Genomic DNA, 23,318 nt, shown 5'->3' with positions numbered 1-23,318 from the left:
AGAAGGGTTTCCGAGGCGGCCAGAGCATCGCGTCGGACGCGCTCGCGGCTGCCGCCCGCCATCGCTGACGCCGCGGCGGCGGCGCCTCAGTTGCGCATGGTGCGCGGCGCCATCGCCTCGCGCACGGCCGCCAGCGCCTTGCGGCTGTCGGCCGTCGAGGTCGCCTGATCGACGGCGGTGAAGATGCGCTTGGCGGTGATGTAGTCGTTCAGATTGTAATAGCTCCACCCGCGCATCAGCATCAGGTCGCGGGTCTCCGGCGCGATCTGGCTGCGCTGATCGATGGCGAGGATCGCCTCGACATAGCGGCCCGACGCATAGGCGGCGAGCGCACGCTGGGTGAGGAGTTGCACCGCGAGGTCGATCTTGCGGGTCTCGGTCTGCGGCGCTTGCGCCGCGGCGACCGCCGCCTGGTCCGTGAGGCCGGCGCGCAGATACGCGAGCGACTTGCCGTAGGCGGCTTCGCTCGCGGCCTTGCTCGTCGGCGCGGTCTTGGCGATGGCGACGTCAAACGCCTTGACCGCCTCCATCGGCCGGTGGCGGTCCATCAGACACCAGCCGCGGCTGATCGCGGCGCTCGGCGACAGGCCCGAGACGTTGATGTCGTTGGCGCATCCGGCCGATGGCCCGCCGCCACCGCCCGAACCACCGCCTCCGCTCGAACCGCCGCCGGCGCGAACGGCACGGGCGGCAGACGAGCCGACGGCTACGGGAACGGGCGCCGTCAGGTCCGTGGGGGACGCAGCCGAGGTCGCAGCCGGCACCGTCGGCGTCACCGGAGCCGCCGCGGGGGCCGCGCCGCCCGGACTTGCGGGTCCGGCCGCGGCGGGGGGCCGCCGGCCTGGCCGCGCAGAAGCTGCGGCAGGCGCGGGAAGTTCGGGGTCCAGCGCGCGACGACCGCCTGAAGCCCCGCCTCGTTCTTGAGCGCGCGCATGGCGAGGCCGAGCCCATAGGCCGCCGCTTCGGACGGCTCATAATCGAGCGACGTCTGGAACCACTCGGCCGCCGCCGCCGGCTGGGCATGGTTCGCCGCGTACCAGCCGAGCGAAAGCGCGCCGTAGGCCGACTTCGTCTGGAGGACGACCGGCGCATATTGGCTGACCACCGTCTGATCGATGCCCGGCGCCTTCGGTGCGGAGATCAGCCCGCCAACCAGCGACAGATAGAGCGCCATGTTGCTGGTCCCCGCCGTGCGCCATTCGTAAGCGGCGGGGACGGCGGCGAGGTCGTTCCCGGCGGCCCGCAGGGAGAGGATGTAGCCCTCGGCCGCCTTGGCGCCGCCCTTGCGGTCGAGCGCCGTCTTGAACCATTGGATCGCCTGGGTCGGATCCTTGTGGCTGTAATAATAGAAGCCGAGCAGGATCGGATCGTCCGGCGTCTTCGCCGCCGCCGCGGCGGCGGCGAGGGCCGCGAGGTCGTCCGGCGTCACGGCGACCGAAGGGTCCTTGCTGGCGAGGCCGATCTGTGCGCGCAACAGGCTGAGCCTGGCGGAGGAGAATTCCGGGCGGCCGTCCGCGTTGGTGCGCGCATAGCGCATCAGGGCGTTCGCCTCGTCCGGCGGCAGATCGGCCACCGCCTTCTGCATGGTCGCCGCCCGCTCCTGCGGGTTGGTGCAGTTCTGCAGGATGTAGGCGTAGACGTCCCGGGTGCGGTCGGTCTTGCCGGTCTCCAGGAAGGCGTGGGCGACGCGCCAGAGAACGTCAACGTTGGAGCAGACGAGCAGGCTCTGGTTCTGCGTCGCGATTTCGAGAACCGAGTTCCACTGCTTGTTGTCGGAGGCGTTGATGAGGCGCTGGCGCGCCTCGCCCTGATCGAGCGCGGCGACGAGGTCGGCCGGCGGCTTCCAGTTCTGACGCGACGCCTGAAGCTTGGCGAGCGCCTGGCGCGCTTCGCTGTAGCGGCCGGCCCCGTAGAGGTCCCAGATCGGTTGCAATTCGTTGCGCTGGCTGCCGCCGGCGGCGCGGGGATCGAGCAGATCGACCGGCGGCTGCCAGTTCGGATAGAGCGTCTTCAGCCGCCGGATTTCCGCCTCGACGCGATCGAGGTCGCCCTGGCGCGCGAAATAGCGCAGCGCGGATTCGTCGACCTGGGGCTGGGCGTCGCCCGGCGCGGCCGGGGCTTCGGCGCCGGTCGCATCGGCCGGCGTCGTGCCGGGCTGCGCCGCGGCGGGCTGGGCCGGGTTCGGCTCAGCCGGAGACGCCGCCGGAACGGTCTGGATCGGCGTCGGCGCGGGCGTCGTGTCCGCCTGGGCGATCCGCGGCCGCAGATCGAGCCCGTCGCCGCCGCCGCTCGGGGCGTCGCTCTGCACCAAGTCGGCCGGCGCAGTGCCACCCGTCAGGCTGGTCCCGGCGATGGCGGTTGCCGCGACCGCCCCCACCGCCAGAAGCGAAAGGCCGGTTCTCACAAGCATTGGGGATACCGTCTGGCGATCGTCGTCATGGCCAGAAGGTGCAGGGTCGAGGCGAAATAGGAGGTCGGCTGAAATTGCCGGAGATCCGAGGGGATCGGCCGATCGTTCAGCGCGCACGCCAACAGCGCCGTCTGGATCCGGTAGCCCGGCTCCGACAGCTCCGCCACGATGGTGCTCGTGTCGACATCGACGATCAAAGGTCGATCCCCGCCGTTTCGCGTCCAAGCCTGGAAGATCGGCCGGAGGCGCTCACGATCCGCATGACCCGCCGCCAAAAGGTAAAGAGGTATCCTTAATGAATTGTAACCGAACAGCGGTTCGAACCCCTTCGCGGGGCTGAGTTCGCCCTCGGACGAAATGGACACCCAGTCGCTGGTGAGTTGGAAGGAACCGAACCGGGCGCGCTGGATGAGATCGAGCCCGCTCGCTTCAAGGCTTTTCCAGTCCAAGGACGGTTCGATGAGGGCGAGCTTCTCGAACGCCTCGAACACCCAATAGGACGGATTGATCACGATGCCGCCGCCGGTCGCGGTGTGATCGAAGCCCGTCGCCCCGGGAACGAGGATGTTGCGGCCGTCGAAGGCGCGCACGTCGACCTTCCAGATCGCCCGCGCCATCTGGCGCGCCGCATCGAGATAACGCGGGTCGTGCCAGAGATCGCCGGCCTCGGCGAGGGCCCAGGCGATCAGGAGATCGCCGTCCGTCGCGTTGTTGATGTCGGCGACGTGGGGCGTCCGGTTCGGCACCCATTTCCAGGCCGGCAAGCCGTCGTCGCGGATCAGGAGTTCGGTGAAGGTGAACGTCCAGATCTGGTCGAAGGAGGCCCGATCCTGGGCGTAGACGGCGAGCAGGAGGCCGTAGCCCTGGCCCTCGCTGTGGGAGATGCCGCCGTTCGCCGTATCGACCACACGGCCGGACGGATCGAGAAAAGCTTGGCGCCACGCCGCCCAGACCGGCGCCGGCAGGACCCATGTCGGCCCGAGCGCCGACGGGCCGGCTTTCGGCGAGGCACCCTGCGCCGGAAGCGGCGAGGCCGCAGGAAATTGCCCGGCCGAACGACCGACGCCCGGAACGGGCGCCTGGCTTACCGGGGCGGGCGCGGAGACGCCGGCGGTTGCCGTGACGACGGCGAACGCCGTCCACGCCGCAACCGTGACGGCGCAGGTCGCGATCCGGCGACCGATGGCGCCCGCGGCCCTCACCGGTGATCCTCCCGCGTGAACACGATCATCAGCCAGGTCAGGGCGCCGAGCAGGCTCGTGGCGAAGAACAGGAAGGCGGCATAGGCGACGATGTTCATCGAGAACCAGTTGGCCGCGATGAGGCGCGCATTGTTCAGCGAGAACGGCACCGTCTCGAAATATTGGACGTTCGTCGTGGCGAAGCTCACGATCGTGCCGGCGCTGCGCTGGTAGGCATCGACGCGACCGGTCAGGGTCCGCCACGTCTGCGGCGCGGTCAGTCCTTCGACGCCGGCGGCGAGCGCCGCGTCGGTCGGCGCGGTGACGAGCGTCCAGGCGGCGTGGCTCGTGTTCGGCACCGTGCTTTGGGCGATGACGGCGAGCGTGTCCTGCGGCAACACGATCGTCGGATCGACGTTGAAGCCGAGATCGAACATGTCGACGCTGAGGCCGAACTGGTGCTGCGTCCAGCCGACGATCGTCTGCAGCACGCGCCCGAGGCCAACGGAGCCCGACGTCTCGTCGCGCCAGCGCTGGTAGATCTCCCGGGTGTCGTCCTGGGCCGTGGCGTCGGGTGGCGCCGCCGCTACCGCCTGAGGCTGCCTTTGTTCACCCTCCTGGCGCCGCCCCAGCACCTGCTGGAGGACATCCTCGTAGGAATCGCGGGTGATGCCCGGCGCATCACCGACCTTCGGCTGCACGTTGATCCAGGTGGCGTTGTTAAGGCTCGTCAGACCCGACCGGCGCAGCAGGCTGCCGTCGATGTCGGGCGCGGCCGAGACGATCAGGGCCGAGCGCCGCTCGAATTGCGCGGCGGCCGAGGCGGCGGCGATCGGCAGCGACTGACCGCGGCTCACCGCGAGCCGCGCGAGCAGCGTCGACGCCGCCCCCGAGGCCGACCGGCCACCGGGCACGTACACCGGCAGCGGCTGATCGTTGTCGAGGTCGTAAGGGAACGCGCTCGCCGCGAGCGCGGCGAGGTTCGGCAGGATGCCGATGCGGGCATAGACCGGCAACACGACGCGCGACGTGTTGAAGAGGACGAAGCGCTCCTGGGCATTATAGGTCGTTCCCGGCAGGCATTGCTGGTCGCTGTCGGTGTTGAGGTTCGCCTCGATGCGGATCGTGTTCGCGCCCGGCCGGAAGCTCTGCATCGGCACCCGGATAAGGCGCTGATCGAGCAGGTCGCCGTGGGGCGCCGTCAGGTTGAAGACGATGGCGACCTGGTCGTTGACGTAGACGGTGAGCGTCGAGCCCGGCTTCACCTCGGGGCTGTAGGCCGCATCGAGCCGCAGGTCGGCATGGCCGTAGGCATTGGCGTAGAAATCCGGCGGCAGGCCGACGTCGAACTGAACCTTGAAGTGCCGACCGGAGAATTCCGACGTCGGCACCCCGAGCTCGCGCAGGGTGCGGGATTCCCCGCCGGTGAAGATCGGCACGTCCGGCGCACGCCACGGCCCCTGGCCATCGGTTCGATAGAGTGCAGTCGAGCGCCGGGCGAGCGCCGAGAGGCGCTCGAGCGCGGCATCGACGTCGGCGCTCGCGGGCCCCGAGAGGACGAGCGTCGGTACGCCTGTCTCGCCGTCGTCGAGGAAGGCGGCGACGGGCTGCGTGGCGGCGGTGGCGGTGCCGACGTCGGTGACCTGCCCGACCTCCGCCGCCGTGCCGACGACGAGCGCCATGACGCCGGGTGCCGGCTTCACGTCGGCGAGAGAATCGACCGTCGCGACGACCGGGTGATCGAAGCGACCGGCGATACTGAGTGCCTGCACCGCCTTGAGTTGACGGGCGATGGCGACCGGATCGTCGTTGCCGGCGCGCACCGCGAAGATGCGCGTCGCCCCGACCGCGTCGATCCCGATCGACGGCAGGTCGGCGAGCCCGTTGACGGCCGGCTCGCCCTCGGCGAACGAAATGCCCGTCATCGCCGGGTCGAGATCCGCCCACAATTCGTAGGTCGCGCCGATCGAGCAATCGACGCGGTGGCGCATTGAGCTCTCGATGCGGACCACGTTGGGGCCGACCTTGAGCACGCCCGGGGGGATCGGCACCTGGACCGGCTCCGGCGCGTCGGCCGAGCGGATCGGCACCTCCATCACCGGCCGGCCGTTGATGGTGACCCGCATCCGCGAGGATTCCGGCATCACGACCACGGAGTTCTTGAAGCCGATCCAGAAGCTCGCCTGCTGCCGGACTTCCCCTTCTGAGATGTAGACGACGTTGCTGACGGCATCGATCTCGCCGGTCAGTCGCGTGTCCGGGCGCGACAGGACATAGCGGGCGATCGCGCCCGGCTGCCCGCGGGGTGGCGCAACCGCGCGCGCGTCCGAAGCGGACACGGCAGGCGCGGGGGCGACCGGCGCAGGCGAACCTGGGACGCCGAACGAGACGGGCGGCGGCATCGTCCCCGGCGCCGCGGCTGGCTGCGCGGCGCTTTGGCCGGCGTCCGATCCGCCGCCCGCGGGGGCTCCGGGGGCCGGGCTCGGCTGGGTCCCGCCCATGGAGAAGGGGAGTGCGCCGCCCGCGCCACCGTCGCCCGCCCGCGGAAGCGGTGCGGGGGTCGGGACCTCGAGCGCCGGGGGCGTCGCGACCGGCGCGGCGGACAGCGGAGCGAGCGGGACCGGGGCGGTCGCAGCCGGCGGCGCGTCGGCGGGCGGCGCGGCGCTGCTGCCGCCCGAGGCTCCCCCGGTCATCGAAAACGGCGTCTGGGCACCGGCGGCCGTGACGGACAAGGCAGCGACGCCGGCGAGCGCCGTCCGCACCCCGAGCCGCAGGGCGAAGCCGATCGTCGGGACGAGGCGCCTGGCCGTCTTCGCGCGCGTCATGCCAGCGCCACCACCATCGCCATTCCCCATATGCGAGCCGGCCCCGCGGCCGCCGCTCTCCTACACCGCCTGCATGCCGGTGCGAAGACGGCACGCGCCCCATATCGCGCATCCGCCCAAGCCCCGCGCCGGCGCGGCGATGGCTCGAGGCGACTATACCGGCTCGATGCTGCGGCGGAAGCGCGGCGGGACACCATGGCCAATCGCCCGCTCCGTCATTGCGTCGTCGATGGGGACGCCGCCTGTCCGGGCAAGGGCACCGTCACGCTCGGCGCTGCGCTCGTCGCGGAGACGGCATCGGTCGCGGACGAACCGACGACCCGGACGGTCCCCGTCGGGCCGTCGACGGAACCGGATGTCGTCCCAGACGGCAACGGGACAACCGCGGGCCCACCGGAGGACGCCGCCGGCTGCGGGATCGCCGCGCCGCCGGTGCCGTTCGCGTCCGAAGACGTGCCGGACGACGGGGCCGAGGACGAGCCCCCCGGGGACGACGTGCCGTTGTCGAGACCCGGAAGAACCGAAGGGTTCTGCAGAACGGGCGGTGGGCCGGCCGGGGCCGCGGGCGCAGCGGCAGCCCCCGTCGCGGCGGAGCGGCGGACGCTCCCCTTGGCCGGCGCCGGGCTCGCCGCCGGCAGCACCCGGCCGAGGCGCGGATCGGCGGGGGCCGAGGAATAATAGGGGTTCGAGCCGGGCGGCACCGGCAGGCTCGGCGCACCGACGCCGCCGAGCGACCCCGACACCGCCGGCACCGGACCGTAAGGGTTCCAGTTCGGGGCGACGAAGTAGGTGTTGACCGACAGGCCGTACATGTAGGCGAGCAGGGATTCCTCGGTGGCTCCGGTCTCGCACAGACGGACGCGCAGGGTGACGCGGCCGAGCGAGCTCGGCTCGAGCAGCCGGTTCTTCGGCGGCTCGATCAGTTGCCAGCCGTAGAGGCAGGTTCCGCCCGCGGTCTTGCCGACCGCATAGCCGAACGGACCATAGAAATTCTGCGTGTAGTAGCTCGAGACCTGCATCCGGACGCTCGGGAACGCCTTCACCATCTCGCGCCCGATGGTGGTCAGCGTCGGGCGGTCCTGGGACAGGGTGTTGCCGGTGACGCCACCGACCGGGCCGTAGAGCCGCACCGTGATGGCATTCTCACCGATCGCCCGGCTGTCGCCGCCGAGCACGATCTGCTGCATCAGCGCGTTGTCGTAGTTCGTCTGGATGACCGAGATGACGCGGGGACCGCCGGGCGGCGGCAACACGATCGCCTTCGCGGCATCGACCTCGACCGCCTGGGTCTCCATGAGCATGGGATGCGCGCCCGGGCCGTAGCCGCAGGCCGACGTCATGAGCGCCGTGCAGAGGACCAATAGCCGACGCATCGCGATCGCCGCACTCCACAAACCCGCTTCCCAACACAGCGCGCCGGGCGCCGACGGCACCCGCGCGCGAATCACCGAGGCCTCGGTGCGGATCCCACTATCGCGGCGCACCATTTCGGTATGGTTAATGAAGGATTAGAGACGCTTTCGCGACGCCGTCAGATGGCCGTGAGCGGGATCACGTCCACGGCGACACCGAGTTGCTGGGCGCCGGAGGTCAGGATGACGCCTTCGATGGGGGCAACGTCGGCATAATCGCGCCCGATCGCGAGCTCGATATGGTCGGCGCCCGCGGCGACCCCGTTGGTCGGATCGACGCCGACCCAGCCGGCGGCCTCGCCGCACCAGACCGAGACCCAGGCGTGGGTGGCGTCGGCGCCCTGGAGGCGCGGCCGGCCCGGCGGCGGCACGGTGCGCAGATAGCCGCCGACATAGGCGACCGGCAGGCCGAGACCGCGCAGCCCCGCGATCATCACGTGGGCGAAGTCCTGGCAGACGCCGCGCCGCATGGCGAAGGAGACCGCGGGCGGCGTGTCGGCGTCGGTCGCGCCCGGCTCGTACACGAAATCGCGCTTGATGCGGCGGGCGAGATGGAGCGCCCCTTCCGCCACCGGCAGTCCGGGCGGGAAACTCTCCGCCGCGTAGGCCCGGATCTGCGGATCGAGCGGCACGCGCCGGCTCGCGAACAGGAAATGGACCGGCGAGGCGGCCGAGAGGTCGAGGCTCGCGGCGGCGTCCTCGCGAACCTCGGCGAGGTCACCCGCCCGTTCGAGAAGAGAGGCCGGCGGAGGATTGCGCTCGACCCGCGCCGTCAGCGTCACCACGAGGCGGTCGTGCGGCTCGTCGATGGCGACGATCGAGAAGCCGTTGCCGAAAAAGTCGCGCCCGTCGCGCCGCTCGGTGACGCGGGGCTCGATGCGGATGTCCGCCTTGAGCACCCTCAAGCCAGGGCGATCGACCGGCAGGAGATGCAGCCCGTGATGGGCGAACGGCACCGGCGCCGCATAGGCGTAGGTGGTGACGTGGCGGATGTCGTAAATCATCCGAGGCTGTCCCAGCTCGTGACGTGGCGGGGCGCGCCGGGTCCCCCGCGATGGGTGAAGAAGCGCAGGGCGATCTCGTTGGAGAGCCGCATCAAAGCCGCGTCGATGCGCAAGAGTTCGGCCGCGTCGATCTCCTCGGCGCTCGCGGTGCGCAATTCGGCCTGGAGGCGGAGCGCGATGCGCAAGGGCGGGCTCGGCTCGCGCAAGGCGTCGCCCTCCGGCAATTCCGACAGATGGCGCGCGACCGCGTCGACCTGGAAGGCGATCGAGCGCGGATTGTCGGGATCGAGGGTGGCGAGATCGACGACCGGCACCCGCGCCGCCGCCACCACATAGCGCGAGCGATAGGTGATCTGGCTGTCGGCGAGTTCGAGGAGAAGATCGAGCCCGCGCGAGGGGGCGCCCGGCAGGCCGAACTGGCGCACGAAGCGGGCGGTGGCGAGCGCCCGCTCGAGGCGCCGGCCGAGTTCGAGAAAGCGCCATCCGGCGAGCCGGTTCATGTTCTCCTGGGCGAGGCCCGAGAAGGCGGCGAGCGACTTCAAGGCCGCGTTCGAGCGCTCGAAGGCGTCGCCCTCGCTGAGGCGCCCGCCGGACGTGCGCGGCGCGAACAGCACTTCGAGATCGGTCAGCGCGCGCCAGGCGTCCGGCGAGAGGCGTTCGCGGATCACCGAGGCGGCGTTGCGCGCGGCGGTGACGAGGGCCGGCACGGCGCCGTTGAGGTCGCGCCGTTCGAGGGCACCGAGCGCGACGAAGGCCGGCTTGCCGACCGCGCCGATGGGCGCCGCGCCCCACACTTCGAGGAGTGCCAGCGCCGCCGACTGGGAGGCGTCCGTCGCCGGATCGCCGAGCCGCGAGACCACCCCGCGAACGAGCCTGAGGGTCGCCTCCGCGCGCTCGAGATAGCGCCCGAGCCAGAACAAATTGTCCGCCGCACGGCTCGGCAGCGTGCCCGAGGCGCGGCGCACCGCGACCCGCTCGGGCGACGGCAACAGGCTCGCCTCGCGCACCGGCCCGTCGGCGATCACCCAGACGTCGGCGGAGGTGCCGCCCTGCTGGAGATTGACGGCACGGGCGTCGCTCTTCGGGGAGATGCGGCAGAAGCCGCCGGGCATGACCGTCCAGCCGTCTGGCGTCGCCGCGACATAGACGCGGAGCACGAACGGACGCGGCTCAAGCTTGCCGTTAGCCCACACCGGCATGGTGGAGAGGCGGACGATCTCCTGACCGACGACGTCGATGCCGCGCCGCCCGATGAGATCCTTGAGCGCCGCGCGGCCCTTCTCGTCGAGGTCGGAGCCGATGACCGCCTGACGCTGGAGAAGGCCGGCGAGGGTCCCGCCGAATGCCGGCGCGATCGCCATCTCGCCGAGGTCCTCCTCGACGATCGCCCGCTCGGCCGGCTGGCCGCACCACCAGGTCGCGACGTTCGGCAGCGCGAGGTCCTCGCCGAGCACGGCGCGGCCGAGGGCCGGCAGAAAACTCATAAGCGCCCGCGCCTCGATGAGGCCGGAGCCGAGGGCGTTCGCCACCGCGACCGAGCCCTGCCGCACCGCCTGCACGAGGCCCGGCACGCCGATGCGCGAACGGTCATTGAGCTCGAGCGGATCGGCGAAATCGGAATCGAGCCGGCGCAGCAGCACGTCGGCGCGCTTGAGGCCGGAGATGGTGCGCACATAGACGACGCCGTCGCGCACCGTCAGGTCGGCGCCCTCGACGAGGAGAAAGCCGAGATAGCGGGCGAGGTAGGCGTGCTCGAAATAGGTCTCGTTGAGGGGACCCGGGGTGAGCAGGCAGAGGCGGGCCTCTTCCTTGCCGGCGAGTTCCACGAGACCAGAACGGAAGGCTTGGAAGAAGGCGGCGAGGCGCTCGACCTTGAGGGTGCGGAACACCTCCGGCATGGCACGCGACAAGGCGAGCCGGTTCTCAATCGCATAGCCCGCGCCGGAGGGCGCCTGGGTGCGGTCGCCGATGACCCACCAGCGCCCGTCCGGCCCGCGGCCGAGATCGGCCGCATAGAGGCGCAGGTGACGGCCACCCGCGGGCTTCACGCCGACGAGCGGGCGGAGGAATTCGGGGCTCCCGGCGATGGCGGCGGCGGGCAGCACGCCGGACGACACCAGCGAGGCCGGGCCGTAGGCGTCCGCCATCACCGATTCGAGCAGGCGGGCGCGCTGGACGAGGCCGGCAGACAGCGCCTCCCACTCCTTTGCGGGAATGACGAGGGGCACATGGGAGAGCGGCCAGGGCCGCTCGCCGCCGCCGGTCTCGTCATAGACCCGGTAGAACACGCCCGAGTCGCGCAAGGAGCGGTTGGCGACCTCGAAGCGGTGGGACAATTCCGCCGCGCCGAGACCGTCGAAGGCGGCGATCAGCGGCTCCCAGTGCGGACGCAGACGGCCGTTGCCGTCCGTCATCTCGTCGTAGACACCCGGCAGCGGCCGATAGGACGCGACGAGCGAATCGGCAGCCTTGCCGCGCCCACGCCGCGTCGCCTGGACCGATGCCGTCACCGCTGCCTCCTAAACCTGCCGGCGCACCCTCCCCGCTCGGAAAAAGCTTGCCCCCCAGGGCCGCCGAGCCGCCGGCGGTGATCCTTGATCCCTCAAGAGACCACCGGCGGGCGTCGAAGATCAAGGGTCGCCGGGAATTCGGCGGAGGGAACTTCGGGCAGTGGCGCCCAGGAGCCGCCAGTATGGCCGTGCGCCTCGAACCGCGCCAGACGCCGCGCCTCCGCCTCGTAGCCGTTGACGGGGAAGGTCTCGTAGTTGCGGCCGCCGGGATGGGCGGCGTGATAGACGCAGCCGCCGAGCGAGCGCCCCGACCACGAATCGAGGATGTCGAAGGTGAGCGGCACATGGACGGGGATGGTCGGGTGCAGACCGGACGCCGGCTGCCACGCCTTGAAACGCACCCCGCCGACGAACGAACCCGACGTGCCGGCGCCGATCAGGGGCACGCGCCGGCCGTTACAGGTCACCACGTGACGTTCCGGCACGAAGCCGTCGACCTTCACCTGCAGGCGCTCGACCGAGGAATCGACATAGCGCACGGTGCCGCCGACTGCGCCCTCCTCGCCGAGCACGTGCCACGGCTCCAGCGCCTGGCGCAGTTCGAGCCGCACGCCGGAATGCTCGACCGCGCCATAGAACGGGAAGCGGAATTCCCGCTGCGCCTCGTACCAGACCGGGTCGAAATCGTAGCCGGCGCGGTTGAGGTCGCCGAGCACGTCGAGGAAATCGGCCCAGACGAAGTGCGGCAGCATGAACTTGTCCGCGAGCGCGGTCGACCAGCGCACCAAAGGGCCGCTCTGCGGGCTGGCCCAGAACCAGGCGATGAGGCCGCGGATCAGGAGCTGCTGGGCGAGGCTCATCCGCCCATCGGGTGGCATCTCGAACGAGCGGAACTCGACGAGGCCGAGCCGACCAGTCGGGCCGTCGGGGGAGAACAGCTTGTCGATGCAGATCTCGGAGCGGTGGGTGTTGCCCGTCCCGTCGGTGAGGATGTTGCGGAACAGGCGGTCGACCAGCCACGGCGGCGGGGGGACGCCCACACCCGGCGGCGGCACATTGGCGAGCGCGATCTCGAGCTCGTAAAGGGAATCGTTGCGCGCCTCGTCGATACGCGGGGCCTGGCTCGTCGGGCCGATGAAGAGGCCGGAGAACAGGTAGGAGAGCGCCGGATGGCGCTGCCAATAGATCACCAGGCTCTTGAGCAGGTCCGGCCGGCGCAAAAACGGACTGTCGGTCGGCGTCGCGCCGCCGATCACGACGTGGTTGCCGCCGCCGGTGCCGGTGTGGCGGCCGTCCACCATGAACTTCTCGGTGCCGAGCCGGGTCTGGCGCGCGTCCTCGTAGAGAACCTTGGTGATCTCGACCGCCTCGCGCCAGTTCCGGGCGGGGTGGACGTTGACCTCGATCACGCCCGGATCGGGCGCGACGCGGATGACGTTGAGGCGCGGATCGGGCGGCGGCGGATAGCCCTCGATCTGGAGCGGCAGGCCGAGCTCGGTCGCCGCCGACTCGATCGCGCCGACGAGATCGAGATAATCCTCGAGCCGCCCGACCGGCGGCATGAACACGCAGAGCTTGCCGTCCCGCGGCTCAACCGTGATGGCGGTGCGCACGCTCGCCCCGTAGGTCAGGCGCTGGCGCACCTCGGGCGTGCGGGCCTCGACGCCCGTCCGCTCGTAGGCCTGCGCGATCTCTTCCGGATCCGGCAGCGGATCGAAGGTGTCGAAGGGATCGGCGGGCATGATGTAGGGATAGTTAGCCGGTGAAATCCACGGCAGCGAGCCGAGCGGCAGGCGGAAGCCGACCGGAGAATCGCCCGGCACCAAGAACAACTTCCCGCGGCGGAACTGCCAGCGCTCGCTGACCCAGCCCGACCCCGCGGCGGCGTTCCAGCGCTGCACCGGCAGCACGTAGCCGGTCGGCTTGTTGAGCCCGCGCTCGAAGGTGCGGGCCATGCGGGTGCGGTCCTCGACGTTCTCGAGTCGGGAATCGAGCGCGTCGACATTGGCGGGAAGCTCCGCCTCCTTGAGGATCCAGTGCGCCGGGTCCTCGTAGGCCTGAACGACATAATCGGCCGGGAAGCCGAGCCGTTCGGCGATCCGCTCGGTCACCTTCTGAGCGTCGGTCGGCGCCAGCGCCCGGTTCGGGGTCTCGCGCGCGGCGAGATCGACATTGCGCCAGATCGGTCGGCCGTCCTTGCGCCAGAACAGCGAGAAGGTCCAGCGCGGCAGGCTCTCGCCCGGATACCACTTGCCCTGGCCGTAATGCAGGAGGCCGCCCGGCGCGAAGCTCGCCCGCAGGCGGCGGATCAGATCGTCGGCGCGCTGGCGCTTGGTCGGGCCGACCGCCGCCGTGTTCCATTCCGCCGATTGGTAATCGTCGATCGAGACGAAGGTCGGCTCGCCGCCCATGGTGAGGCGGACGTCGCGCATGGAGAGATCGGTGTCGATCTGCTCGCCGAGGGCGTCGAGGGCGCGCCACGCGTCGTCCGAGAACGGCTTCGTTACCCGCGGCGCCTCGGCGATGCGGGTGACCCGCATGTCGAAATCGAACTCGACCTCGGCCGGATCGGCGAGACCCGACAGCGGCGCGGCCGAGCGATAATGCGGCGTCGCGGCGAGCGGCAAGTGCCCTTCCCCCGCGAACAGGCCCGAGGTGGGATCAAGTCCGACCCATCCGGCACCCGGCAGATAGACCTCGGCCCAGGCGTGGAGGTCGGTGAAATCGACCGCCGTGCCCGAGGGGCCGTCGAGGGCGGCGAGGTCGGGCTTCAATTGGATCAGGTAGCCGGAGACGAACCGAGCGGCGAGCCCGAGCCGGCGCAGAATCTGGACGAGGAGCCAGCCGGAATCGCGGCACGAACCGGCCGCAAGCGAAAGCGTCTCGTCCGGCGCCTGCACACCGGGTTCGAGGCGGATCACATAGCGGATTTTCTCCTGGAGGCGCTGGTTGAGCTCGACCAGGAAATCCACGGTCGGCTGGGCCTCGCGGGAGACCGACGCGACATAGGCGTCGAGCGCGGCGCCGCCCGGCTCGACTTCGAGATAGGGCGCGAGCTCCTTGGCGATCGCCGGCTCGTAGGTGAAGGGGAACGTCTCCGCATAGCCTTCCAGGAAGAAGTCGAACGGGTTGAACACCGCGTGTTCGACGATGAGATCGACTTCGATGCGGAACTGCGTGGTCTTCTCGGGGAAGACGAACCGGGCGAGCCAGTTGCCGAACGGGTCCTGCTGCCAGTTCACGAAGTGATCGGCCGGGGTGACCTTCAGCGAATAGGCCGGGATGTGGCTTCGGCAATGAGGCGCGGGGCGCAGCCGGATGATCTGCGGCCCGAGGCCGACCGGCCGGTCGTACGTGTAGGACGTGACGTGGTGCAGCGCCGTCAGAATCGCCATGTCGCTCGCTTCCGGAAGAGTGATCGCTTGTTGTCGGCCCGGCAGGGGACGCCGGCACGGTCTTTCGCCGCAATCAGGAGGTTAGCGAGCGACGCCGACGGTGGAAAGCACACATAAGAGGCGGTCCGTGCCGCCGAGACGGGCCGAAGCGAAGCGATCGTAAGAAAAAAGGCCCGTTGCTGCGCTCGAGTGTTGGTGCCAGCGCAGCAAGCCGGGCGAATTCCTCTCCTTCGCGCCGCCGCTTTTGTCGGAGTTCGACTCGCGGTCGCCGCCCCGTCACCGCCCGCCCGCGAGGGGGTGGGCGGCGTGGTAGGCTTCGAGGAGGCGGGCCGGATCGACGGCGGTGTAGACCTGGGTCGTCGACAGGCTGGCGTGGCCGAGCAGTTCTTGGATGGTGCGCAGATCGCCGCCGGCCGAAAGCAGGTGGGTCGCGAAGGAATGCCGGAGCGCGTGGGGCGTCGCGGTGTCGGGAAGCCCGAGCGCGCCGCGCATCCGCTGCATCGCGAGTTGCACGATGCGCGGCGACAGGGGGCCGCCCTTGGCGCCGCGGAAGATCGGTTCGTCCCCGCCCACGCCATAGGGACACAGTCGCCGATAGGCCGCGATGGCATCGAGGACCACGGGCAGGATCGGCACGATCCGCGTCTTGCCGCCCTTGCCGGTGACGCGCAGCGTCTTAACCGAAGCCGCGGGCAGGTCGTCGGCAGTCAGGGCGAGCGCCTCGCCGATGCGCAGGCCGGCGCCATAGAGCAGCAGCATGACGGCGGCGTCGCGGGCGGCGATCCACGGCTCGACCGCATCCTCCCCGGCGAGGTCGGTCACCCGGGCCGCGTCGGCGACGCTGAGCGGCTTCGGCAAGCCCGGCTTGAGGCGCGGCCCGGCGAGCGCCCGGATCGCCGCGCCGTTGATGCCGTGGTGACGTTCGAGATGGCGGCTCAAGGAGCGAATCGCGGCGAGTGCACGGGCGGCCGTGCGATCCCCGGCCCCGTCGCGGCGCCGCCGGGCGAGGAAGGCGCGCAGGTCCGCGGGCCGCAGATCGGCGATGTCGGCGAGCGTCGGTGCGCCGCCGAGATGCTCGCTGGAGAAGGCGAGCCATTGGCGGATGTCCCGGCCATAGGCTTCGAGCGTGTTCGCCGACAGCCGCCGCTCGCCGCCGAGGGCGGCGAGCCAGGCGCACACCGCCGCCGCGAGATCGGGGGCGGCCGCGAGAAACGGCGCCGTGTCGTCGCTGGTCTCTTCCGCCATGTCCGCCGTCTCCCGGTCGTCGGTCTTCCGCGCCCGGCCCGAAGCCGGTGGGGGTCCAGCATGGCGGCTGCGGGTAAAGACCCGCTTGACGGCGCCGCAGCAACCCCCGTGCAACGGGGCCGCGCCTCGCTTAAGTAACGAGGCTTCCGCTCGCCAGAAGGTGCCGCGCCGCGCGATGGCCCATGTCGTCTCAGTCCTCGTCCCGGTCGCGATCGACGCGGCCTATTCCTATGTCGCGGAGGAGCCCCTCGCGCCGGGGACGATCGTCGCCGTCTCGCTCGGCTCCCGCGAGATGGTCGGCGTGGTCTGGGACGACCCCGTCGACGCGGATCGGCCGGTCGCGCGGCTGAAGCCCGTCCTCACAATCTACGACGCCCCGCCGATCGGCCTCGTGCTGCGCCGCTTCGTCGAATGGGTGGCGCGCTGGACGCTCGCCCCGCGCGGCATGGTGCTCAGGATGGTGTTGCGCCGGGGCGAGGCGCTGGTGCCGGAGGCGGCGCGTCCCGGCATCGTCCGCATCGGCCCGCCGCCCGAGCGGATGACGCCGGCCCGCGCCCGCGCCCTCGCGCTCCTCGAAGACGGCCTCGCCTGGAGCCGGATGGCGCTCGCTGCCTCCGCCGGCGTCAGCCCCGGCGTGATCGACGGGCTCGTCGAGGCCGGCACCCTCGGTCTCGTGTCGATGCCGCCGCCGCCCGCCGTGGCGCCGCCCGATCCCGACGCCCACGTGCCCAACCTCACCCCCGACCAGGCGCGGGCGGCGCAGGCGATCGTCAAGGCGGTGGACGACCGCAGCACGGCGGTGATTCTCCTCGACGGCGTCACTGGCTCGGGCAAGACGGAGGTCTTTCTCGAAGGCGTCGCGGAGGCGGTGCGCCAGGGCCGCCAGGCGCTCGTGCTGATGCCCGAGATCGCCCTCACCCACACGGTGCTCGAGCGCTTCGAGCGCCGCTTCGAGGCGCGGCCGGCGGAATGGCATTCGGCCGTCCCCGCCATCCAGCGCGCCCGGGTTTGGCGCGGTGTGGCGACCGGGGACGTCTCGGTCGTCATCGGCGCCCGCTCCGCCCTGTTCCTGCCGTTCCGCGATCTCGCCCTCGCGGTCGTCGATGAGGAACACGACCCGGCCTACAAGCAGGACGACCGCGTACCCTACCATGCCCGCGATATGGCGGTGGTGCGCGGCCATCTCGGCCATTTCCCGGTGGTGCTGTCGTCGGCGACGCCCTCCATCGAGAGCCGGGTCAACGCCGACCAGGGCCGCTACCAGCGGCTGGAGCTCAAGGACCGCGTGCCCGGCGCGAGCCTGCCGACGGTGCGGACGATCGATCTGCGGCTCCACAAGCCCGAGCGGGGCCGCTGGCTCGCCCCGCCGCTGGTGGCCGCCGCACGCCAGACGCTCGACCGCGGCGAACAGGTGCTGCTCTTCCTCAATCGCCGCGGCTATGCGCCGCTGACGATCTGCGGCGCCTGCGGCCACCGCTTCCAATGCCCGGATTGTTCGACCTGGCTCGTCGATCACCGCATCCGCGGCCGGCTCGTCTGCCACCAATGCGGTCACGTCGAGATGCGCCCGGAGACCTGCCCCGCCTGCGGCGCGGCGGATCAACTCGTCGCCTGCGGGCCCGGGTCGAGCGCATCGCCGAAGAGGCGACGGCCCTGTTCCCCGATTCGCGGGTCATCGTGCTATCCTCCGATCTCGGCGGGGCCGAGCGGATGCGCGAGGAACTGACCCTGATCGCCGAGGGCGCCTTCGACATCGTCGTCGGCACCCAGCTCGTGGCGAAGGGCCACACCTTCCCCAAGCTGAAGCTCGTCGGCGTGGTCGATGCCGACCTCGGCCTGATGAACGGCGATCCCCGCGCGGCCGAGCGCACTTTCCAATTGCTCGCCCAGGTCACGGGCCGCGCCGGGCGTCAGGGCGGCATGGGAATCGGGCTGTTGCAAAGCCATGCGCCGGAGCATCCGGTCATGAAGGCCCTCGTCTCCGGCGACCGGGAAGCCTTCTACGCGACCGAGATCGAGGAGCGCCGCCGCGCGGTGCTGCCGCCGTTCGGCCGCCTCGCCGCGATCATCGTCTCGGCGGCGACCCGCGCCGAGGCGGAGGATCACGCCCGCGCCCTCGCCCGCGCCGCACCGGCCGGCGCCGGTATCGACGTGCTCGGACCGGCCGAGGCGCCGCTCGCGGTCATCCGGGGCCGGCACCGCTTCCGCCTGCTCGTCCGGTGCCCTCGTTCCGTCGATATTCAGTCCTATCTGCGCGCTTGGCTCACGTCGGCCCCCCGGAGCGCGGAAGTGTCCGGCGGGCCATCGACGTGGATCCCCAGAGTTTCCTGTGAGGGATGCGCGTGGGATCGTTTCGGGGAAGATCGCTGGCGTCCGCGGGGCGTGGCGCGTCGTCGCGCCGCGCCGGGGGCGATGTTGCGCACTGAAAAGCCTTGTGCTATCGCACCCCAGGCTTTCCGGAGCATGTCCTCGCGATTGTTTGCGTCTCCGAAAAGTTCTTTCAAATTCAAGGTCTTCGGGGGAATGTGCGTCAATCTGGCGGCGCCCGCGTGACCAAGCGGAAAGATCACGAACGGTGGCGGAACACGACTCGCTCGTATCAGGAGTTGCCCAGCGCTACGCGACGGCTCTTTTCGAGCTCGCCCGCGACGAAGGGGCCATCGAGGCGACGGAAGCGGATCTCGGCCGTTTCGAGGCGCTGATGGCGGAGAGCGAGGACCTGCGCCGGTTCGTCGCGAGCCCGGTCTTCTCGTCGGAGGAGCAGCTCGCCGGCATTGCGGCGATCCTCGAAAAGGCGGAAATCGGCGGCCTCGCCGGCAATTTCGTGAAGCTTGCGGCGCGCAACCGCCGCCTGTTCGCGGTGCCGGGCATGATCCAGGCGTTCCACGCCTTTGCCGCCGCCGCGCGCGGCGAGACGGTGGCGGAGATCACCTCCGCCGAGCCGCTCAACACCACCCATATCGAAGCGCTGAAGTCGGCGCTGAGCGAGGCCACCGGCCGCAAGATCACGCTCAAGACGAGCGTCGATCCGGCGTTGATCGGCGGTCTCGTCGTGAAGCTCGGTTCGCGGATGATCGATACATCCCTGCGCACCCGGCTCAATTCTCTCAAGCTTGCGATGAAAGAGGTCGGCTGATGGACATCCGGGCCGCGGAAATTTCCGCAATCCTCAAGGAGCAGATCAAGAACTTCGGCCAGGAAGCCGAGGTCTCCGAGGTCGGCCAGGTCCTGTCGGTCGGCGACGGCATCGCGCGCGTCTACGGCCTCGACAAGGTCCAGGCGGGTGAGCTCGTCGAGTTCCCGAACGGCACCCAGGGCATGACCCTGAATCTCGAAGTCGACAATGTCGGCATCGTGATCTTCGGCTCCGACCGCGAAATCCGCGAGGGCGACACCGTGCGCCGCACGGGTTCGATCGTGGACGTGCCGGTCGGCAAGGGTCTGCTCGGCCGCGTCGTCGACGCCCTCGGCAACCCGATCGACGGCAAGGGCCCGATCGAGGCGGCCGAGCGCCGCCGCGTCGACGTCAAGGCCCCGGGCATCATTCCGCGCAAGTCGGTGCACGAGCCGATGTCGACCGGCCTCAAGGCCATCGACGCGATGATCCCGGTCGGTCGCGGCCAGCGCGAGCTGATCATCGGTGACCGCCAGACCGGCAAGACCGCGATCATCCTCGACACCTTCCTGAACCAGAAGCCGCTGCACGCGAGCAGCGACGAGAACGTCAAGCTCTACTGCGTCTATGTCGCGATCGGGCAGAAGCGCTCCACCGTCGCGCAGTTCGTGAAGGCCCTCGAGGACGCCGGCGCGCTCGAATATTCGATCGTCGTCGCCGCCACCGCCTCCGACGCGGCCCCGATGCAGTTCCTGGCGCCGTTCGCCGGCTGCGCCATGGGCGAATATTTCCGCGACAACGGCATGCACGCCGTGATCGCCTATGACGACCTGTCCAAGCAGGCCGTGGCCTACCGTCAGATGTCGCTCCTGCTGCGCCGCCCGCCGGGCCGCGAAGCCTATCCGGGCGACGTGTTCTACCTGCACTCCCGCCTGCTCGAGCGCGCCGCCAAGCTCAACGACAGCCAGGGCAACGGCTCGCTGACCGCCCTGCCGGTCATCGAGACCCAGGCGAACGACGTGTCGGCCTACATCCCGACCAACGTGATCTCGATCACCGACGGTCAGATCTTCCTCGAGACCAACCTGTTCTTCCAGGGCATCCGCCCGGCGGTGAACGTCGGTCTCTCGGTGTCGCGCGTGGGCTCGTCGGCGCAGATCAAGGCGATGAAGCAGGTCGCCGGCTCGATCAAGGGCGAGCTCGCCCAGTACCGCGAAATGGCCGCCTTCGCGCAGTTCGGTTCGGACCTCGACGCCACGACCCAGCGCCTGCTGGCCCGCGGCGCCCGTCTGACCGAGCTCCTGAAGCAGCCGCAATTCTCGCCGCTGAAGACGGAAGAGCAGGTCGCCGTCATCTTCGCCGGCGTGAACGGCTATCTCGACAAGCTGCCGCTCAACAAGGTCCGCGCCTTCGAGGACGGCCTTCTCTCGTTCCTGCGCACCGAGCATAAGGACGTGCTCGACGCGATCTGGACGAAGAAAGAGCTCAACGACGAGATCAAGGGCAAGCTGAAGGCCTCGATCGACGCCTTCGCCAAGACCTTTGGCGCGTAAGACCTCTCGCGTAGGACCTTCGCAGCCCGAGCCCTTGCCGGCCGGGCCCACAGGGTTGGTGATCTGACCTCCGGCAGCCGGGCAACCGGGTGCCGGAGGCGAGACAGGATAAGCCCGACGCCCGCATTCGTCCGCCTCAAGGCAGGACCGGCGGGGAAGTTCTCCGGCCCACCCGGAGCCGTCGACGAGGAGCATCGATGCCGAGCCTCAAGGACCTGCGAAACCGCATCGCCTCGGTGAAGGCGACGCAGAAGATCACCAAGGCGATGCAGATGGTCGCCGCGGCGAAGCTGCGTCGTGCCCAGGAGGCGGCGGTCGCCGCGCGGCCCTATGCCGAGCGCATGCAGACCGTGCTCGCGGGCCTTGCGGCCAATGCCGAGGCCGGTCCCGAGTCCTCGGCGCTGATGGTCGGCACCGGACGCGACCACACCCATCTCCTGATCGTCTGCACCGCCGAGCGCGGCCTGTGCGGCGGCTTCAACACCTCGATCGTCCGCCTCGCCCGTGAGCAGATCCAGAGGCTAACAGCGGCCGGCAAGCAGGTCCGCATCCTATGCGTCGGCCGCAAGGGCGCCGAGGCGCTGAGGCGCGATTATGCCTCGCGCATCATCGAAACGATCGAGCTGCGCGGCGTGCGTACCCTCGGCTTCGTCGAGGCCGAGAAGATCGCGAAGAAGGTGCTGGCGCTCTATGCCGACGGCGGCTTCGACGTCGCGACGCTCCTCTATGCGAACTTCCGTTCAGTGATCTCGCAGATCCCGACGGCCCAGCAGCTCATCCCGGCGACCTTCGAGACGCCGGCCGAGGGCGCGGAGCCGACCAGCGGCGGCGCGATCTACGACTATGAGCCCGATCAGGGCGAGATCCTCGCCGACCTGCTGCCGCGCAACATCGCGGTGCAGATCTTCCGCGCGCTGCTCGAGAACAACGCCTCGTTCTACGGCGCGCAGATGACGGCCATGGACAACGCGACCCGCAACGCGGGCGAGATGATCAACAAGCTGACGCTGAGCTACAACCGCTCGCGTCAGGCCATGATCACCAAGGAACTCATCGAGATCATCTCGGGCGCCGAGGCGCTCTAAAGATCGATCCGAGGATTGACGCGGCGCCGGGCGACCTGCGACGCGACCCAGAAGACACGAAAGAACTGCGCCCCCGGGTCGCCGGGTCCATCGCGCAAGCTACGGAGCGACCCATGACGAAACACGTTGGACGCATCACGCAGGTCATCGGCGCCGTCGTCGACGTGAAGTTCGACGGCGACTTGCCGGCGATCCTGAACGCGCTCGAGACCCAGAACAACGGCGCCCGTCTCGTGCTCGAGGTCGCTCAGCACCTCGGCGAGAACACCGTCCGCACGATCGCGATGGACACCACCGACGGCCTCGTCCGCGGTCAGGACGTCGCCGACACCGGCGGTCCGATCGCGGTTCCGGTTGGCGACGGCACCCTCGGCCGCATTCTCAACGTCATCGGCGAGCCGGTCGACGAGGCGGGCCCGGTGTCCTACGAGCACACGCGCGGCATCCATCAGCCGGCCCCGGCCTATACCGAGCAGTCGACCGAGGCGGAAATCCTCGTCACCGGCATCAAGGTCGTCGACCTGCTCGCGCCTTATGCCCGCGGCGGCAAGATCGGCCTGTTCGGCGGCGCCGGCGTCGGCAAGACCGTGCTCATCCAAGAGCTCATCAACAACGTCGCCAAGGCGCACGGCGGTTATTCCGTGTTCGCCGGCGTCGGTGAGCGCACCCGCGAGGGCAACGATCTCTACCACGAGATGATCGAGTCCGGCGTGAACAAGCACGGCGGCGGCGACGGCTCCAAGTGCGCCCTCGTGTTCGGCCAGATGAACGAGCCCCCGGGCGCCCGCGCCCGCGTCGCGCTGACCGGCCTCACCATCGCCGAGGACTTCCGCGACCGCGGCCAGGACGTGCTGTTCTTCGTCGACAACATCTTCCGCTTCACCCAGGCGGGTTCGGAAGTGTCGGCGCTGCTCGGCCGCATCCCGTCGGCGGTGGGCTATCAGCCGACGCTCGCGACCGACATGGGCGCACTGCAGGAACGCATCACCACCACGACCAAGGGTTCGATCACCTCGGTGCAGGCCATTTACGTGCCGGCCGACGACTTGACCGACCCGGCGCCGGCGACCTCGTTCGCCCATCTCGACGCGACGACCGTGCTCAACCGCGCGATCTCCGAGAAGGGCATCTACCCGGCGGTGGACCCGCTCGACTCGACGAGCCGCATGCTCGATCCGCGCATCGTCGGCGAGGAGCACTACAACACCGCCCGCCGCGTCCAGGAAATCCTGCAGCGCTACAAGTCGCTCCAGGACATCATCGCGATCCTGGGCATGGACGAGCTCTCGGAAGAGGACAAGCTCACCGTGGCGCGCGCCCGCCGCATCGAGCGCTTCCTGTCCCAGCCGTTCCACGTCGCCGAGGTGTTCACCGGCTCGCCGGGCGTGTTCGTCGACATCGCGGACACCATCAAGGGCTTCAAGGGCCTCTGCAACGGCGACTACGACCACCTGCCGGAAGCGGCCTTCTACATGGTCGGCACCATCGACGCCGCCGTCGAGAAGGCGAAGAAGCTCGCTGCTCAGGGCTGATCCTGACGCCATCGCGACCCGCGGGAGACTCCTCCCGCGGTCGCGGCCGGC

At 70.2% G+C, this 23,318-nt stretch carries 13 protein-coding genes and 1 pseudogene; 5 read left to right on the top strand and 9 right to left on the bottom strand.

The genetic code is table 11. From position 1 onward, the window contains the following. Positions 1–86 precede the first annotated feature (86 nt). From F0357_RS13905 to F0357_RS13865, 9 genes are all read right to left on the bottom strand, one after another. On the bottom strand, positions 87–776 hold the full coding sequence (locus F0357_RS13905) for a tetratricopeptide repeat protein (protein WP_153482866.1): 690 nt from the start codon (positions 774–776) through the stop codon (positions 87–89). Then, positions 773–2,410: a hypothetical protein gene (locus tag F0357_RS13900; RefSeq protein ID WP_153482863.1), complete on the bottom strand. Its 1,638-nt coding sequence runs from the start codon at positions 2,408–2,410 to the stop codon at positions 773–775. The genes F0357_RS13905 and F0357_RS13900 overlap by 4 nt, the downstream gene beginning before the upstream one ends. After that, positions 2,401–3,612, bottom strand: a complete 1,212-nt coding sequence (locus F0357_RS13895; RefSeq protein ID WP_312861590.1) for a family 8 glycosyl hydrolase — start codon at positions 3,610–3,612, stop codon at positions 2,401–2,403. The genes F0357_RS13900 and F0357_RS13895 overlap by 10 nt, the downstream gene beginning before the upstream one ends. Then, positions 3,609–6,416 (bottom strand): cellulose biosynthesis cyclic di-GMP-binding regulatory protein BcsB, encoded by a 2,808-nt coding sequence (locus F0357_RS13890; protein WP_208948343.1) that lies wholly within the window; start codon positions 6,414–6,416, stop codon positions 3,609–3,611. The genes F0357_RS13895 and F0357_RS13890 overlap by 4 nt, the downstream gene beginning before the upstream one ends. A 215-nt stretch (positions 6,417–6,631) precedes the next feature. Then, complete coding sequence (gene bcsN, locus F0357_RS13885; RefSeq protein WP_208948342.1) at positions 6,632–7,789, bottom strand: cellulose biosynthesis protein BcsN; 1,158 nt, start codon at positions 7,787–7,789, stop codon at positions 6,632–6,634. Positions 7,790–7,947: 158 nt separating this feature from the next. Next, positions 7,948–8,832: a transglutaminase family protein gene (locus F0357_RS13880; RefSeq protein ID WP_153482852.1), complete on the bottom strand. Its 885-nt coding sequence runs from the start codon at positions 8,830–8,832 to the stop codon at positions 7,948–7,950. Beyond that, complete coding sequence (locus tag F0357_RS13875) at positions 8,829–11,342, bottom strand: circularly permuted type 2 ATP-grasp protein (protein WP_312861589.1); 2,514 nt, start codon at positions 11,340–11,342, stop codon at positions 8,829–8,831. The genes F0357_RS13880 and F0357_RS13875 overlap by 4 nt, the downstream gene beginning before the upstream one ends. Before the next feature lie 92 nt (positions 11,343–11,434). Beyond that, positions 11,435–14,737: a transglutaminase family protein gene (locus F0357_RS13870; RefSeq protein WP_153482850.1), complete on the bottom strand. Its 3,303-nt coding sequence runs from the start codon at positions 14,735–14,737 to the stop codon at positions 11,435–11,437. A gap of 276 nt (positions 14,738–15,013) precedes the next feature. Continuing rightward, positions 15,014–15,982 carry a tyrosine recombinase XerC gene (locus F0357_RS13865; protein WP_153482847.1) on the bottom strand — a complete coding sequence of 323 codons (969 nt, stop codon included), beginning with the start codon at positions 15,980–15,982 and terminating at the stop codon, positions 15,014–15,016. 175 nt (positions 15,983–16,157) lie between these two features. Here F0357_RS13865 and F0357_RS13860 point away from each other — a divergent pair. From F0357_RS13860 to atpD, 5 genes and pseudogenes are all read left to right on the top strand, one after another. After that, positions 16,158–18,315 (top strand): annotated as a pseudogene (locus tag F0357_RS13860) (primosomal protein N'). Between the two features lie 242 nt (positions 18,316–18,557). Further along, positions 18,558–19,118 carry a F0F1 ATP synthase subunit delta gene (locus F0357_RS13855; protein WP_312861588.1) on the top strand — a complete coding sequence of 187 codons (561 nt, stop codon included), beginning with the start codon at positions 18,558–18,560 and terminating at the stop codon, positions 19,116–19,118. Beyond that, positions 19,118–20,650, top strand: a complete 1,533-nt coding sequence (atpA, locus tag F0357_RS13850; protein ID WP_153482840.1) for a F0F1 ATP synthase subunit alpha — start codon at positions 19,118–19,120, stop codon at positions 20,648–20,650. The genes F0357_RS13855 and atpA overlap by 1 nt, the downstream gene beginning before the upstream one ends. A gap of 197 nt (positions 20,651–20,847) precedes the next feature. Next, positions 20,848–21,735: a F0F1 ATP synthase subunit gamma gene (locus F0357_RS13845; RefSeq protein WP_153482833.1), complete on the top strand. Its 888-nt coding sequence runs from the start codon at positions 20,848–20,850 to the stop codon at positions 21,733–21,735. Between the two features lie 113 nt (positions 21,736–21,848). Next, complete coding sequence (gene atpD / locus F0357_RS13840) at positions 21,849–23,267, top strand: F0F1 ATP synthase subunit beta (RefSeq protein WP_153482830.1); 1,419 nt, start codon at positions 21,849–21,851, stop codon at positions 23,265–23,267. The last annotated feature ends 51 nt before the right edge of the window (positions 23,268–23,318 follow it).

Source organism: Segnochrobactrum spirostomi, assembly GCF_009600605.1.
Classification (GTDB): Bacteria; Pseudomonadota; Alphaproteobacteria; order Rhizobiales; family Segnochrobactraceae; genus Segnochrobactrum; species Segnochrobactrum spirostomi.
Note: the sequence above shows the minus strand (reverse complement) of the source record. Positions and strands in the feature narration are given on the sequence as shown.